Source organism: Candidatus Binatia bacterium (assembly GCA_036504975.1).
Classification (GTDB): domain Bacteria; phylum Desulfobacterota; class Binatia; order UBA9968; family UBA9968; genus JAJPJQ01.
Map to the genome: position 1 here is coordinate 1 of DASXUF010000190.1, position 14192 is coordinate 14192.

The following is a 14192-nucleotide window of genomic DNA, read 5'->3' on the forward strand; positions in this document are numbered from 1 at the left end:
AGTCGAAGTTTGCTCGGCATAGGGTGCGCGATTCTCGCGCAGCGAGACCATGATCCGAGGAACCGTATGCATCAAAAATGCACGTACGGGTCTGTGGGAGCCTCGGGCGGGCAACCGCCTGGGGCCACCCGGACGCGAACCATTAATCTCGCTCCTTGAGGGTAGCGCTAACTGATCCATCCCTTTCTCTCGGCCTGCTTCGAATACCAGATCAAAAACGCCGCTACCGCCAGCGGCATCACAATGATCATCGAGAGCTCGAAGGGACCGTAGTTGATTGGCGGACCGGCGATGCCAAGGTAAGGGATCGTTTGCACGATCACGCCAAGTAGCGACGCGATAAACAAATAGTACGCAGCCGACTTCCTGAGCAGGAGCAGAAGGCAGCCAAGCGCGCCGCCGAAAACGGCCAGCGCAAAAGCTGCGGTGGCCCATGCGGGCCGGCCGGCGATTATTGCTCGCTCCGATTCGGGCATTGCAGCGAGCGTGTCGGCATTCATCTGCATGAAGAAATTTACGACGCCCATGACGTTCCATATCAGCGCGACAGCGCCGATCATCCAAAAACTCCAGTGAACACCGCCAACCGTCTCATCCCTCATCGTATCCGCCTGTTATGCAACACCCTGCATTTTCGTCGCAAAGTCACGCCCGGAAGTCGGAGGAGGCAGCGGTTTACCGTCCTTTCGGTACAGTTCGATTGCCTCCTCAACGATTTGGCATAGCTCGTCGAAGACTTCCTTTTCGTCACTTCCGTGGCAGCCTCCGTAAATTAAGCCGGGAGCGCTTCCAACGTAGCACTGATCTTCTTCCGACCATTCCACAATCTTTACGTACTTAGCGCTGTCTTTCACTTTTTCGCCTCCTCGATTGCAATCCGTACAGCCCGACATTCAAGTCGAAGTCCTGCGCTGAATTGACACTTCAAATTATCATGATAATTTGAAGTGCGTGTTCAAACGATCGTTGCGCTTGCCGGCGCCGGGAACGGAGACGTTCTTTCTGTGGGGCCCCCGACAGACAGGAAAAACCACGTTGCTCAAGGCCGCCTATCCCGACGCTTATTGGATCGACCTGCTTCCTCAATTGAGTTGACGGAAAATTCAATTCGACGCCATGCGGCTAAGGCGTGGCGAAGAAAGCGAGCATGAGGCGAGCGGTTTAGCCATCGTGTTGTAAGCCGCTGCTTAGACAGGATTCATTCCTCGCCAATTTCCGGTATCGATAGATTGCGGCAGATTTTTCTGGCAAGTCGATTGGGAATTTCTGTGTGGCGGGGGATTGCTTCCACAGCACCGGTACCTGGATTCGTCCACAACGAGTGAGAACTTCCTTCTCGTTTAAGATAGCATCCATGCCTGCGAAGGTGTTGGAGCAGCGTGCTCCGCTTCATTTAATAATAACCGTCTCTTGAATGGCGTCGGGCGGAATTCCACGGAGCGCGTCCTCCCGTCGGTCCTGGAGAATGAGTTCAATCGCTTCAGCTAAGTTTTCCCGAGCCTGATCCTTGGTCCGCCCCTGGCCGTTGGCGCCGGGAATCTCAGGGCAATAGGCAATATACCAGTCTCCGTCACGTTCGATGATGGCGGTAAACTCATTTTTCATAAAACCCCCAACTCACTGAAGTATACTGCACGGCCCGTTCTCTGTCTAACTATTTGAAGACGGTTTAATCGGATCGTATTGCCGTGGCCGGAGCGGCTCGCGGGGGAGGGCTGGTCATCTTCGCGCCTCTTCTCATGATCCCGATCATGCCGCACCATAACCGACCCGGGAGGCTCGCAAGATATCCAACCGGCGCACATCTCCGAGGCGATGCAGTATCGAAGATTGGATCGGAGATTGTGAGGAATCGAAGATTGTCTAGAAAAGAAAGCCCGACCCCGATTGCCGCGCCCAAATTCTATTTCAAATATCCTCGCTCGCGGTAAAAGCGCGCCGCGCCCGGATGCAATGGGACATCGTAAGGCGACTCTTCGTCATTGGCGCAGAGCTGCGCGACGTCGAGCGGCTTATAATTATCCGTCGGCATCAAGTCCTTTCGCCTTTCGATCGTTTCACATAACGCGTAAGCCACGTCGCCGCGCATGTCGGCGCGCACGATCATCGGCCAGCCGCTGAAATCGAGGGTCTGAACGTCCGCGGCCATCCCCTCGAATCGCGCTTTAGACATGAGGGCCGGCCGGTACCCCAGCGCCGCCATATGCTTCAGGACCGATCCTTCCACGGGCAGGAAACGAAAGCCGTTTTCCAGCGCGGTGCGCGCCCAGCTTTTGATTCCCTCGTCGAAGACCGCGTCGACCGCGCCGCTTTCAATGTCCGACCGCCGCGCCGGATCGCTGGGCCTGCTTGCTAGACGAATTTCTCCGGCCCACCGGCGAATGTCCTCCAGCGTAAATCCGGCGGCGCGCAAGACTTCCGCCACCGTGAACATCGTCGAGTCGTCCTTGCGAGCGGCTTTATCCATCCGCCGGATGGAAACTTTGAGCGGGAAGCGCTGCTTTTTAATCTGAGAGATGGACGTGATCCCGGTCGATTCGCGGACGGCGAAGCCCATGACATCGTAAGAGGGGAACACGGCGAGCGCGCGCACGGGAAGGCGTTTGCGAAACGGGCCTTTCCCCCGGTAGGCCATCGTCAAAAGCACCGAAGGGTTGACCCACGCGAGCGAAAACTTGCCTTCGGCGACCGCTTTGATCGCGCCAAAACCGCCGGTCGTGAAAGAGAGGGCGATGCCCTTGCGATCGTTCGGCTTGGGCGTGAGCGAAAGTTTGAGCGCGTTGCCGAGGGGAGAATCGGTTTGCAGCACGCCTTCGGCGGCTTTCCACGACTCCGAGGAGAGCCCGCTGTCGAATAATCCGGAGGCCAATTCCAATAACCCCCGGGCGCGCTGAATGCCCGCGTTGTATCGTTTTATTTGAACAGGCATTAGCGGCAACAGGCAATAAGCAGCTTTCAGTCGAGAAGCTTGCGCGCGAGCTCGGCTGCCGGCTCACGCTCTTTGAGGATTTTTTCTTCCGACTGATTTTCGAGCTTCGTGTACTGCTCCGGGGTAAGGTTATCTTTTGCGGCAATGACGCCGAACTCTTGTAACCATTTGGTATCGACGTCGAGGCGGCGCGTCCCCTGGCCCATCGCTCGCGAATAGGTTTCCTGTCCTTCCTGCCCCAGGAACCAGTTGAGGAACACCTTCGTCGCGTTGGGATGGGGAGCGCCTTTGATGATCGTCACGTTGCCGCTGCCGCCGCTTACGTAACTTTCGTCGCGCGGAATGTGCGCCGACTTCACGGGCAGTCCGGCTTTGGCGAACGGAAGCAATGAATAATAACTAAGGCCGACGACCAGCGCGATCTTTCCCTTGGCCAGACTTTCCGCCAATACCCGTTGGTCCCGGCTGAGGAACAGTTTCTGGCCCGCCAGCTTCTTCAAGTAGTCCTCCCCCTTGAGCTTCCAGAGAAAAGACCACATCGAAGCGCCCGCGCCGGGATTACGCGGATCGAGGTAGCCGATCTTGCCGGACCATTTGGGATTCAGCAAGTCGGTCAAGGAACGAATATCCTCGGGCTTGACATGATCTGAGTTGCACCAGATGTTCTCGACTTGATAGGCCTGCGAGGCGTAAACGTAACGCTTCGCGTTGTCCACCCAGATGTGCCCGTTCCACCAGTTGTTCGGCTCTTTGATTTCCTTGAGCATCATCGCCGGTTCGAGGGGAGCTAAAAGACCTTCGGAGAGGAGCCCCGTGACCATCGATTCGCTGCCGCCCATATGAAGATCGAAATATGGCACGCCGGACTTCGCCTCCTGCTGGATTTTCGTGATGATGGAGGCGGCTCTGCCGGCATTGAGCTCGGCCTCGATGCCGAAGCGCTGTTTGAAAACTTTTTCTATTCCTTTTCTCAGCTCGGCGCTGGCGGGGATGGAAACGACCACCTTGCCTTCCTTCTTCGCCGCCTCTATCGTTCTTTCCCATTCGCCGGCGGAGGACGGTTTCGCCTCCCCGGCGTGCGACCCTCCCGCTCCGAGCAGGGCGAAGCAAGCCAGCGCGCCAAGGGATAGGAAAATTTTCAATCGGAAGTACAACTTTTATGCGCCCGCTTTGTCGTCAAAGTTGATGTTGCTTGACATATAGAGGCTCCGTCGATAAGAAGTCAAGGAATCAAGCGCGCTTGACCGTCCTCAGGATCCGCAATGGGTAACGTCTCGCCGCCGACCGAAACCAATCCCGAAGTCCTGGAATCGTATTTCGAGAAATACCCCGACGTTCCCAAAGAAACGATTCTCAAGCAACATCTTCTGAGCCTCGGTCATTGGTTCAGCGACGCCGCGCTCCAGGCCGCCGAAGGCGCGCTGGTCAAGTCCTACCGATTGTTCTCCTACGATCTCGTGCCGATGTCCGAGTTCAAGAGGGGCGAGCATCGGCGCGTTCCCGAGCACTTCGTCATCCTCAACGGGCCGTACGGCATGCGTCCCGTGGCGATTCAAACTTCGCTTTCTCCTCACTCTCCCTACCTGATCGACGTGGTCGACGGCCGCCTTGTCATGACGACAGGGGGACGGGTCTTAGCTGATGTCCGCTTCCCGAAGACGCCCGACTACTACGCGAAGAGTTTGCCGGACGGCACTCCCTATCATGAGATCGTCGCCTTCGGCGCGTTCATTACGATTTTTCGCAATTGCCAATACTGGGGCGCGAAGGAAGAGTGCAAGTTCTGCGACATCAACGAGAACGCCCGGCAGATGAAGCTGTCGCGCGACTTCACTTTGAAGGCGCCGGTAAAATCGGTGGCGGATGTCGTGCGCGTGTGCGACGAGGTCGCGAGCGACGCCCGGAGACTCGGAGTCGCCCCGCCCGGCTTCGTGCTGAGCGGCGGCACGATCACCAAGACCCTGCACGGCAAGAGCGAAGTGGATTTCTACGAGGAGTACATCCGCGCCATCAAAGCGAGCACGGCGAAGCCAAGAATCACCTTCGAGGTCAATGCCCGGCCGCGCGAAGAGGTGGCGCGGTACAAAGCCGCCGGCGCCGACCACATTCACTTCAACATGGAGGTGTGGGATAGGCGCCTCTTCGAATGGATCAATCCCGGCAAGGCCGAGCGCGTCGGATGGGACAACTGGGTGCGCTGGATGTGCGACGCGGTCGAAGTCTTCGGCCCGGGAAACGTGCAGCCGAGCTTCGTCTCCGGCGTCGAAATGGCGCGGCCCCACGGCTTTCAATCCGTTGCCGAAGCGGTCGACTCGACCACAGGCTGTTTCGAATACTTGATGTCGCGGGGAATCATGCCGCGGCCGCAGCAGTGGCGGCGCGAGCCGTCGACGGCGCTCTGCAAGGAAGCCGAGCAGCCGCCGGTGCCGCTCGACTATTACGTGCAGCTCACGCGCAATTGGTACGAGTGCTACGAGAAATATCGCTCGCAGCTGCCCCAGTTCGGCAAGCGCAAGGCCGGTCTGCTCGCGGAGCGCAACCTGCTGGGTCCAGTGCACGGCGCTTACGGCGACTACGTCATGTTGAAAGAGAATCTTTTTCCGGACGATATCGAAGAGCAGATCAACCGGCGCAGCGTGCCGTTCGAAAATCTCGAGGGAGGCGCAAGTGTTTCATGACATTTCCGCCGACATGCAGCGGGTGATGCGGGAGCTGGAGGACGAGACGGCGCGGAACCAGCCGTGGCTGCGCTCGGTCGATACGGACGTGGGGCGCTTGCTTTCGCTTCTGGCGATGTCGGCGCCGCAGGGCGTGTTCCTCGAGCTCGGCAGCAGCGGCGGATACTCCAGTCTGTGGCTGTCGCTCGCCGTGCGCGCGAAGGGCGTCACGGTCACGACGGTCGATCTCGACGAAAACAAATTCGCCCTCGCGCGCGAGAACATCTCGCGCGCCGGCGCGGCCGGCTCGGTTCAGGCCGTCCACGGCGACGCGTTCGATTACGCGACCCGTTTCGAGGAGATCGCGTTTTGCTTCTCGGATATCGAGCCGCCGGAGAACAACGCCAAGGTCTACGAGAAGATAGTCCCGCGCCTTGTGCCCGGCGGGTGGCTCGTCATCGACAACGTGACTTCGCCGCGCGTCCAGACCGACCTTCTGAACCGCGCGCGCACCGATACGCGAGTGGACTGCGTGCTCCTGCCATTTCCAAAGGGAGATCTCGTCTGCCGGAAGTGCTGAGTGGCTGAGATTCAGATCCGGTAGAGACTTGCCGCGTTTTTCCACAGGACCTTCTCGCGCGTTTCCGTGGGGACGCCCTGCATGCAGCGCTCGATCGTCTCTTTTGTCCGCGGCCAGCTTGAGGTTGCCAGCGGAAACTTGGTGGACCAGAGAATATTATCCGCGCCGACGTAATCGGCGAACGGCGCGACCGCGTCGTACCACGAGGTAAAGCAGCACTGGCGGCGAAACATCTGCGAGGGCTTCAGCTCGTAGCCTTCGCGGGCGAGACCGTCATGATCGAACTGATGGTCGGCCCATTCCAAGTACAGCATGCCCCAGCTGAGCGCGCTTTCGGCGAGCACGACGCGGAGCCGCGGATGGCGCACGAGCACGCGCGAGAAAGAAAGCAGCGAGATCACGAATACGCTGGCGACGGGCCGCGTCACGGCATCCAGGGCCTGGGCCAGTGCCGGGTCGAGTCCGGCAGGCGGAACGTACTGCAGCTCGGGCGATGCGCCGGCGTGAAGGCAGAGCGGCACTTGCAGCTCTTCGCAGACCGCCCAGACCGGATCGTACTCGGGTCCGCTCACGTGCGGCACGTCGCGGAGGTGCATGGGAAGCGAGGGAAAAACCACGCCGCGATGGCCTTTGGCGACGGCGCGGCGGATCTCGGCGATGGTCGCTTCGGCGGGCCAGATCGGCACGAGGCACTGCGGGATGAAACGCTCGCTGGCCGAAGCCCACTCGTCGATCAGCCAGTCGTTGTAGGCCTGCACGCAGGCGAGCTCCAGCTCGGGATCTTTCAATCGGCCGAAGACTTCTCCCGCCAGCCCCGCCACCGTCGGATAAAGCGCCGAGTAGTCGACGCCGGCATCGTCCATCGCTTTCAGCCGCGCAGACGGCCGATAGGCGGCCGGCGGAACCTCTTCCCAGCGGCCGGGCTCGCGGTTGCGGTCGGCCATCAAAGCGCCGGCGTTGGCCGCGCGCCCGTCGAGGACCGTCTCGCCATCGACCAGCCACCGCTCCGTGCCGTCGGGCGCGCGCTCGAGACGGGGAACGCGGTCGCCCCACTTACTCTTTGAAAGCCGGCTCGTCCAGAGATCCGGCGGCTCCTGGACGTGGTCGTCGACGCTGATCAAGCCGTATTTCAATTGCACGGAAGCCGCCGTCAATTATTTTCCGCCGGAAAGGTGGCGTCGATGCGGTAAACGCGCAGCGCGTTTTCATAGAGCACTTTGCGGCGATCGTCCGGCGGCACGCCTTCGAGCACGCGCTCGACCTCTTGCCATGAGCGCGGGTAGTAGGACGCCACGTGCGGAAAGTCCGACTCCCACATGATGTTGTCGATGCCGATGTCGTGGCGGAGCTTGATGCCTTCCGCTTCGAACCAGAAGTTCACGTACATCTGCCGCCGCACCGTTTCGCTCGGGCGCGTGGCGAGGCCCGCGGTCCACAGGCGGCGCGATTCCCATTCGTGATCGCACGCGGCCAGGACGAAGTTGAGCCCGCCGATGCCGGCCTCGGCGAAGACGAACTTCAAGCGCGGAAAGCGCTCGGTCAGGCCGGAAAAGATCAACTGCGGAATGACCTGCGCCGGCGTGACCGCCGACGTCGCCGTCATCGCCGAGTGGGCCTGGCGCGGCGAGTAGCCGCTCCACTTGCGCACCGACGAACCTGCGCGCAGACCCGCCGAGCCGTGGATGTGGACCGGGATGTCGAGCTCCTGGCAAATGGTCCAGACCGGATACCAGTACGGATCGGTAAGGTGAGGGAGCCGTTTCGGCGCTTCGCCGAGGCAGTTGATGCCGCGATGGCCGACCGACGCCGCGCGCTTGATCTCGCGCGCGATGGTTTTCGGCTCGCTCAAGTACGGCAGAATCGCGAGCGGCAGGTAGCGGTCGCTGGCGCGCACCCACTCGCCGAGCGCGTCGTTGTAGGCGCGCACGGCGTCCAGCTCGAATTCGGGGTCTTTGAATTCGAAAAACGTTCCGCCCGGCGGATTGGGAAAGAGCACTTCCGCGTCGACCCCGTCGGCATCGAGCGCCTTTAGCCGCTCGCGCGGGTCGTAAGCCGTCCTCGGAACCTCTTCCCACCGCTTGGGATAAGTCGGAAACGGCTCGCCCATGACCGCGGGGCAGTTGCAGACGTTGCCGTTATGGACTTTGCCGTAGATGGACCAGCGGTGAACGCGCTGTCCGTTGTCCTGCACCTCTACGACATGAGGGATTTTTTCGTCCCATTTGCCGGCCGACATCCGGGAAGTGTAAGTCTCGGGATCGAACGCCGCGTGCGAGTCCGCGCTGATCAGCTTGTGTTTGATTTCCATAGGGCAAGACATAGCCGGAATTTCGCGTGCAGGCAAGTCTGAGAGTAGTGGTTCAATTTGCCAAATTTTGTAGGGGCGACCCTGCGTGGTCGCCCGTCCGAGAGGGGCAGACACACAGGTCTGCCCCTACACGATGCGTCGTCGAAATCAAACTGAACCACTGCCCAGATTGACATGGGCTTGCCTCTGCCTATAGATAGAACGTATCTCACCCCAACTCAAAAAGGAGGAAGCCATGGCGGGACTCAACGAATTGAAAAAAACGGTGAAGGGGTTGGTGATACCGATCCCGGCGGTATTCGACGGCAAAGGCGAACCGGACCTGCCGATGATCGAAAAGCTGACGGACTGGTATCTCGACGCCGGCGTTCATGGTTTCTTTATCCTGGGATCGCAGGGACAGGGGCCCGCCTGCCGGATCGATCAGCGCAAAGCCGTGGCCGAAACGGTCGTGCGCCGCGTCAACAAGCGCGTCCCGGCTATTGTGCAGGTCGGGGCGGTGGACCCCTACACGAGCATCGAGCTTGGACTGCACGCAAAGCAGATCGGCGCCGACGCGATCGGAGTCGTAGGACCTTACTATTACAGCGACCGCAACGAGTGGGAGCTGATCGAGCACTACAAGATGGTGGACAAGGCGGTGGGGCTGCCGATGCTGCTTTACAACAATCCCGAATACTCCGGCTACCCGATTTCACCGGCGACGATGGCGAAGCTGCGCGAAGCCGCGCCGAACATTTTCGCCGCCAAACTCGCGATGGGCAACATCGACCAGGCGGTGAACTATCTCCGCGTGCTATCGCGCGAGTTCGTGCTGTTCATTCCGATCACGCAGATGCTGCCGGGCATGCTGATCGGCGTGAAAGGGAGCATCGCGGCGGGGACGCCGGTGACTGTGCCGGAAGCGGGCGTCGAGCTTATCGAAGCGATTTGGGCCGGGGACTTGGAGCGGGCGCAGAAAATCCAGGTATTGTTGCTGGAGCACGGCGAGCGCATGGCGCCGATCCGCGCTTACGGGAGGCGGATAACGCTCGAAGGGCTCCGCCTGCGGGGCCTCGACGTCAAGGAGTACCCGCGCTGGCCGACCAAGCCGCTCACGCCGGAGCATCAAAAGCTCTACGAGCAAAGCATGACGCGCATTGTCGATGAGCTGAGCGCGCTCGCGGGGCGGAGCGCGGCGCGGGAGAGAAAGCTGGCGGTCTAGGCCGGGACTCAGCCCCTCGGCTTGCTAGACGGGAAAATTCACCGTTAAACATCCTCTACGTAGGGTACGCTGTCCTCTTTGCGTCACTTCCTTCGTGTTCTTCGTATGCAGCCTATACGGTTGCTTGTCTAGCCGGTGAAAGTCCGGTCGCGGGAATTGGTTGTTTGCCCGCGTAGTGATACTCGACACCCCCCTAACAGCATAACGTCGCAGAGAGATTCTTCGCTTGCGCTCAGAATGACAGTCAGCAAATGTCATCCTGATGAACGGAGTGAAGGATCTCGTCCTAAGTCTTACGGTATCAGCAACACCTTGCCCGTCGTCTTCCGGGCTTCGAGCTGGCGGTGCGCCTCGGCGGCTTCGGCGAGTGGAAAGGTTTTATCGATTCTGAGCTTGAGTTCGCCGGAGGCGATCCAGGTGAAGAGATCATTCGCCCGCTGGAGCAATTCTTCTCTCGTGATGGCGTAATGAGCCAGCGTCGGCCGGGTCACGAACAGCGATCCCTTGGCGGCGAGCGTGCCGAGATTGAACGGCGGCACGGGGCCGCTCGACTGTCCGAACAGAACCAGATAGCCGCGCGGCCTCAAGCAGTCGAGACTTTTCTCGAACGTGCTCTGGCCCACGGAGTCATACACGACATTCAGGCCGCGCCCGTCGGTCAGCCTCCTCACTTCGGCTAAAAAATCTTTCTGCGTGTATAGAATGATTTCATCGGCGCCGGCCTCGCGCGCAAGGCGGGCCTTTTCATCGGTAGAGACGGTGCCGAAAATCGTCGCGCCTCGACGCTTGGCGATTTGAACGAGCAACAATCCGACGCCGCCGGCCGCCGCGTGGACGAGCGCCGTGTCGCCTTTCTTGAGCGGATAAGTGCTGCGGGTCAGATAATGCGCCGTCTTGCCTTGAAGCATCGTCGCCGCGGCGGCGCGGCTGTCGATGTTCTTCGGAACCGGAACCAGCCTGGAAGAGGGGACGACCGCATACTCCGCGTAGGCGCCCGGCACCATCGAATAGGCGACGCGATCGCCGATTTTCACTTCCGAGACACTGGGTCCCACCTGATCGACCACGCCGGCGGCTTCCATCCCCAACGTAAAAGGGAGCTTGAGCTGATAGAGCCCGGTGCGCTGGTAAACATCGATGAAATTTACACCGATCGCCTCGATCTTGACACGCGCCTCTCCCGCGCCCGGCTCGGGAACCGGGACGTCTTCGTAACGCAGGACTTCGCCGCCGCCATACTGATGCACGCGAACCGCTTTCATTGTGAGCGCTCCTTTTTTTGGGGGGAGATCAAGGGACGGGAAATACCACGATCTCGGTCGGCTGCGGCAATTCCTGCTTCGAGATTTTCATCACCGGCTGGCTCAGCCTGCGAACGCGGCCGTTGCCCCGGATGTAGTTGTCCACCGCTCCTTCCCAGTCGTAATGCATCGGCACCGCAATCTTCGGGTTTACCTGCTTGGTGACTTCTCTCGCCTCGGTCGCCGTTACGGTGAACATGCCGCCGGCGATGGGCTGGAGCAGAATGTCGATTTTTCCTAATAACTTGAGCTGAGCCGGCGTGAGCTCGTGGCCCAGATCGCCGAGATGCGCGATGCACACGTCGTCCACGCGGAAGACGAAAATGGCGTTTTTCCCCCGCTGCAATCCCTGGCTCTTGTCGTGATAGGCCGGCACCGTATAAACGGAAACGTCGCGGATGCTCGTGTGCACGTTGTTCCAGTTCTCGCCGCTGGGAGTGAGGCCATGAAAGATGGCGGGATTCCCTTTGGCCATCCAGACGGCGCTGTGCGGTCCATGCGGGTGGCTCGCTGTGACGATGTTCTGAGGAAACATGGCCGAAGGCATGTCGCCGCGTCCGTGCGGGTCCGTCAAAATCCGCGTTCCCTTAGACGAAACGATCTGGAACATGGCGTGGCCGAGCCATTCGACCGATACGGCGGCGCCGGGCGCAGCCGCCGCGCGCATCACGCGCGCCTTTACGACCTCGATCTCGTGGCAGAAACTTAATGCGCGACTCGGGAAACTTACAATTAAAATAAGAGCGAAGAAAATTCCGGTGAGCTTGCCTACTTCCTCTCCCTTGATGGGAGAGGAATGAGGTGAGGGTGACCGGACCGTGCGGCGCCCCCTCACCCTAGCCCTCTCCCGCGAGGGGAGAGGGAACATTGAACCGAGGCACAGTTCAAGTTTCTGTATCATTGTCGTTTGCACTTTTCGCTCGACGTTTTCGGCTTGAAATTCAAAACCCAAAATTCATCATTCATCATTTTCTCAGATCATTCCCCATTTTCTTCTGAGCCACCACTCGCTGCTTAAAAGGATCAATATAATCGAGAAAGTCGTGAGCGTGCTCCACAGCGGAATTTCCGTTCGCTCCACGATCTCCGAGGGAGCGAGAAGATTGAGCTTCGCCGCGACGCGCTCCAGGCTGGCGGCGTTAAGCTCGGCGCCCGCGATGAACTCGCCGCGGCTCGTCTCGGCGATCTGCTTGAGCAGCTCGGGCCGCGGCCTGCCGTCTTCCGCCTCCGCGTAGGGAAAGGCGACGGAAAAATTCTTTCGGTCTCTGCCGAGCGTCTTGCCGCCGAGCTGGGCTTCGGCTTCGATCCGATAGGCGCCCTCTCTGGCGGGCGTGAAATCGGCCCGGTATTGGCCTTCCGATTCTTCGCTTGCCTCGAGTCTCGTCTGCTCTCCTTCGGCGCCCGTGACGACGATCTTTAAGATGGCGTGCGCCGCCGGCGTGAAGTCGTCGTTCAAGACCTGGATCTTGAACTCGCTTTTCTCTCCCGGCGCCCTGGGGCCGCCGACCGAGCGGATCTGCACCTGCTCGAAGGTCGGCTCCTGGGCGAGCCAGCGCACGCTGTGGCGGATGAGCTTCAGATGGTTCTGCGGGCTCTCTCTGGCGCCGACCGCGCCGAAGCTCCAGCGCCAAATATCGTCGCTCATCAGCGCGAGCGTACGGCCCTTGCCGAACCTGCCGACCGTCAATAACGGCGGACCGCCGCCGGCGCCGTCCTCGGCCGCTTGCAGCAGCGTTTCGCCTCGGCTTCTCGCGACCAGGTTCAGGCTCGTCAGCGGCGGCATTTTTTTCCACGCCTCTTCGTTTGCCTGCGGGTCCGGCAAAAGGCGCGTGATCGGATGCGCCTTGCCCGACGAGGTCAGGATGCCCCGCGCGCGTGTCTTCATCCGGTATCTTCCTTTGCCGTCGAGCTCCACCGGCAGCACCTCGCGCAGCGGGCTCTCGGCGTAGCCGCCGCTGTCGAAGGAGCGGATGCCGCCCATCATTGCCAGCCCGCCGCCGTCGCGGACAAAGTCGCGCACGCGCTCGAGGTACTGGATATTGAAATAGGAGCGGTAGGAAAAATCGTCGAGAAACACGACGTCGAAATTTTTGAGCTCTTCGAGGAAGATCTCGTCGATCGGAAACGGAATCAGGCTCAACTGGCTTTCCGGCACGTCGACCACGTCGGTCGGCGTACGCAGAAACACGAAAGAGACGAGATCGATGAATGGATCTTGCTTGAGCGCCATACGGAGAAAACGGTAATTCCAGGCGGGCGAGCCGGAAAGCGTAAGCACGCGCAGCTTGTCGCGCTGAACCTCGACGCGGAATTCCTTGTGGTTGTTGTCCGCGATCTGCTCGCCGGGCTGGGCCGCCGCGCTGACGCTGAAGCTGTGCGCGCCGATCTCTTTGGGCGTGTAGGCGAGCGTGATGCGCTGCTCGAAGGCGTCTTTGTCGATATTGACCGAGCGGGTGGCGACGAGATTTTTTCCGCGGTTGAAGTAGAGCGGCACGGTTTTTCCCGCCAGGCCATAGGCCTGGACCAGGAGGTCGAGCTTGAACTCCCGGCCGCGAAAGGCGAATTCCGGCGCGGTGAGGTCGGCGACGCGGAGATCGACGAAGCCCTGGCTCTCGCCGAAGCCGACCGTGAAGATCGGAGCCGAAACCGCGCCGGAATCGATCGCTCCCTTGCTTTCTCCGTTGGCGATCCCGTCGGAGAAGACTATGATCGCGCCTTGCGGCCCGGCGTCGCGGCTCGCTTCTTTCAAAATTTCCACCAGCCGGGTGCCTCGTCCTCCGGCCGAGAGCTTGGAAATCTCCGACGGCGCGACCGGGTCGAGGCTGGTGTTGAACTGGTAAACGCGCAGGTCGTAGTCGCGCGCCAGCTTCTCGATCAGCGGCTCGTTTCCGCCGAGCAACTTTTCCTTGACAAGATCGAGCCGGCTCTTTCCGGACGCCGCCGGCAGCGCCATGCTCTGCGAAGTGTCGATCAAGAGGCTCAGCGGCCGGCGGAGTTTCGTGACGCGCTTGTGGATCAATCCGGGACTCAGCAGGAAAAAAATCAGCGCGGCATAGACCACGCTCCGTAGGAGCGTCAACCATGCGGCCCGTTGGGTGCCGAGGCGCTGCTTGAGGCCGATGAATTGGAACGCCACCGCAGCCAGCGCGCCAAGGCCGACGGCGATTACGACCCACCAGGACAGACCGCCGGCAAAAAACATTTCACTCATGT

At 60.4% G+C, this 14192-nt stretch carries 14 protein-coding genes; 3 read left to right on the forward strand and 11 right to left on the reverse strand.

The window, feature by feature from the left end; all coding sequences use genetic code 11:
- Window positions 1-167 precede the first annotated feature (167 nt).
- From VGL70_22930 to VGL70_22955, 6 genes are all read right to left on the reverse strand, one after another.
- Complete coding sequence (locus tag VGL70_22930) at window positions 168-560, reverse strand: hypothetical protein (GenBank protein HEY3306385.1); 393 nt, start codon at window positions 558-560, stop codon at window positions 168-170.
- A gap of 54 nt (window positions 561-614) precedes the next feature.
- The gene (locus VGL70_22935) at window positions 615-854 is read right to left on the reverse strand and encodes a hypothetical protein (GenBank protein HEY3306386.1); all 240 of its coding nucleotides are present in this window, start codon (window positions 852-854) and stop codon (window positions 615-617) included.
- A gap of 344 nt (window positions 855-1198) precedes the next feature.
- The gene (locus VGL70_22940; protein HEY3306387.1) at window positions 1199-1393 is read right to left on the reverse strand and encodes a type II toxin-antitoxin system HicA family toxin; all 195 of its coding nucleotides are present in this window, start codon (window positions 1391-1393) and stop codon (window positions 1199-1201) included.
- Window positions 1390-1605, reverse strand: a complete 216-nt coding sequence (locus VGL70_22945; GenBank protein ID HEY3306388.1) for a type II toxin-antitoxin system HicB family antitoxin — start codon at window positions 1603-1605, stop codon at window positions 1390-1392. The genes VGL70_22940 and VGL70_22945 overlap by 4 nt, the downstream gene beginning before the upstream one ends.
- Window positions 1606-1903: 298 nt before the next feature.
- On the reverse strand, window positions 1904-2929 hold the full coding sequence (locus tag VGL70_22950; GenBank protein ID HEY3306389.1) for a TAXI family TRAP transporter solute-binding subunit: 1026 nt from the start codon (window positions 2927-2929) through the stop codon (window positions 1904-1906).
- 26 nt (window positions 2930-2955) lie between these two features.
- Complete coding sequence (locus VGL70_22955) at window positions 2956-4071, reverse strand: extracellular solute-binding protein (GenBank protein HEY3306390.1); 1116 nt, start codon at window positions 4069-4071, stop codon at window positions 2956-2958.
- Window positions 4072-4191: 120 nt separating this feature from the next.
- Here VGL70_22955 and VGL70_22960 point away from each other — a divergent pair, with 120 nt between their 5' ends.
- Both VGL70_22960 and VGL70_22965 read left to right on the forward strand, forming a co-directional pair.
- Entirely contained in the window at window positions 4192-5607 is a 1416-nt protein-coding gene (locus VGL70_22960; protein HEY3306391.1) for a radical SAM protein, read from the forward strand.
- Window positions 5597-6166 (forward strand): class I SAM-dependent methyltransferase, encoded by a 570-nt coding sequence (locus tag VGL70_22965; GenBank protein ID HEY3306392.1) that lies wholly within the window; start codon window positions 5597-5599, stop codon window positions 6164-6166. The genes VGL70_22960 and VGL70_22965 overlap by 11 nt, the downstream gene beginning before the upstream one ends.
- 11 nt (window positions 6167-6177) lie before the next feature.
- On the opposite strand, the gene VGL70_22970 is transcribed toward VGL70_22965, so the two are convergent.
- Together VGL70_22970 and VGL70_22975 are read right to left on the reverse strand one after the other, a co-directional pair.
- Window positions 6178-7305: an amidohydrolase family protein gene (locus VGL70_22970; protein HEY3306393.1), complete on the reverse strand. Its 1128-nt coding sequence runs from the start codon at window positions 7303-7305 to the stop codon at window positions 6178-6180.
- Window positions 7306-7316: 11 nt separating this feature from the next.
- On the reverse strand, window positions 7317-8474 hold the full coding sequence (locus VGL70_22975; GenBank protein HEY3306394.1) for an amidohydrolase family protein: 1158 nt from the start codon (window positions 8472-8474) through the stop codon (window positions 7317-7319).
- A gap of 235 nt (window positions 8475-8709) precedes the next feature.
- On the opposite strand from VGL70_22975, the gene VGL70_22980 reads away from it, so the two are divergent.
- Window positions 8710-9678: a dihydrodipicolinate synthase family protein gene (locus VGL70_22980; GenBank protein ID HEY3306395.1), complete on the forward strand. Its 969-nt coding sequence runs from the start codon at window positions 8710-8712 to the stop codon at window positions 9676-9678.
- Between the two features lie 293 nt (window positions 9679-9971).
- Here the strand turns inward: VGL70_22980 and VGL70_22985 are convergent, their stop codons facing one another.
- The 3 genes from VGL70_22985 to VGL70_22995 form a co-directional block, all read right to left on the reverse strand.
- Window positions 9972-10940 carry a quinone oxidoreductase gene (locus VGL70_22985; GenBank protein HEY3306396.1) on the reverse strand — a complete coding sequence of 323 codons (969 nt, stop codon included), beginning with the start codon at window positions 10938-10940 and terminating at the stop codon, window positions 9972-9974.
- Window positions 10941-10968: 28 nt separating this feature from the next.
- Window positions 10969-11646 carry an MBL fold metallo-hydrolase gene (locus VGL70_22990; GenBank protein HEY3306397.1) on the reverse strand — a complete coding sequence of 226 codons (678 nt, stop codon included), beginning with the start codon at window positions 11644-11646 and terminating at the stop codon, window positions 10969-10971.
- A 306-nt stretch (window positions 11647-11952) separates the two neighbouring features.
- A complete protein-coding gene (locus VGL70_22995; GenBank protein ID HEY3306398.1) occupies window positions 11953-14190 on the reverse strand; it encodes a glutamine amidotransferase in 2238 nt (745 codons plus the stop codon).
- Window positions 14191-14192: the final 2 nt, after the last annotated feature.

What these genes read in the sequence shown, in the direction of transcription:
- VGL70_22990 (HEY3306397.1), bottom strand. Translation starts at nt 11,646, where the DNA reads ATGCGCGCGGCGGCTGCGCCCGGCGCCGCCGTATCGGTCGAATGGCTC.
- VGL70_22945 (HEY3306388.1), bottom strand. Translation starts at nt 1,605, where the DNA reads ATGAAAAATGAGTTTACCGCCATCATCGAACGTGACGGAGACTGGTAT.
- VGL70_22930 (HEY3306385.1), bottom strand. Translation starts at nt 560, where the DNA reads ATGATCGGCGCTGTCGCGCTGATATGGAACGTCATGGGCGTCGTAAAT.
- VGL70_22980 (HEY3306395.1), top strand. Translation starts at nt 8,710, where the DNA reads ATGGCGGGACTCAACGAATTGAAAAAAACGGTGAAGGGGTTGGTGATA.
- VGL70_22975 (HEY3306394.1), bottom strand. Translation starts at nt 8,474, where the DNA reads ATGGAAATCAAACACAAGCTGATCAGCGCGGACTCGCACGCGGCGTTC.
- VGL70_22985 (HEY3306396.1), bottom strand. Translation starts at nt 10,940, where the DNA reads ATGAAAGCGGTTCGCGTGCATCAGTATGGCGGCGGCGAAGTCCTGCGT.
- VGL70_22940 (HEY3306387.1), bottom strand. Translation starts at nt 1,393, where the DNA reads ATGAAGCGGAGCACGCTGCTCCAACACCTTCGCAGGCATGGATGCTAT.
- VGL70_22960 (HEY3306391.1), top strand. Translation starts at nt 4,192, where the DNA reads ATGGGTAACGTCTCGCCGCCGACCGAAACCAATCCCGAAGTCCTGGAA.
- VGL70_22950 (HEY3306389.1), bottom strand. Translation starts at nt 2,929, where the DNA reads ATGCCTGTTCAAATAAAACGATACAACGCGGGCATTCAGCGCGCCCGG.
- VGL70_22995 (HEY3306398.1), bottom strand. Translation starts at nt 14,190, where the DNA reads ATGAGTGAAATGTTTTTTGCCGGCGGTCTGTCCTGGTGGGTCGTAATC.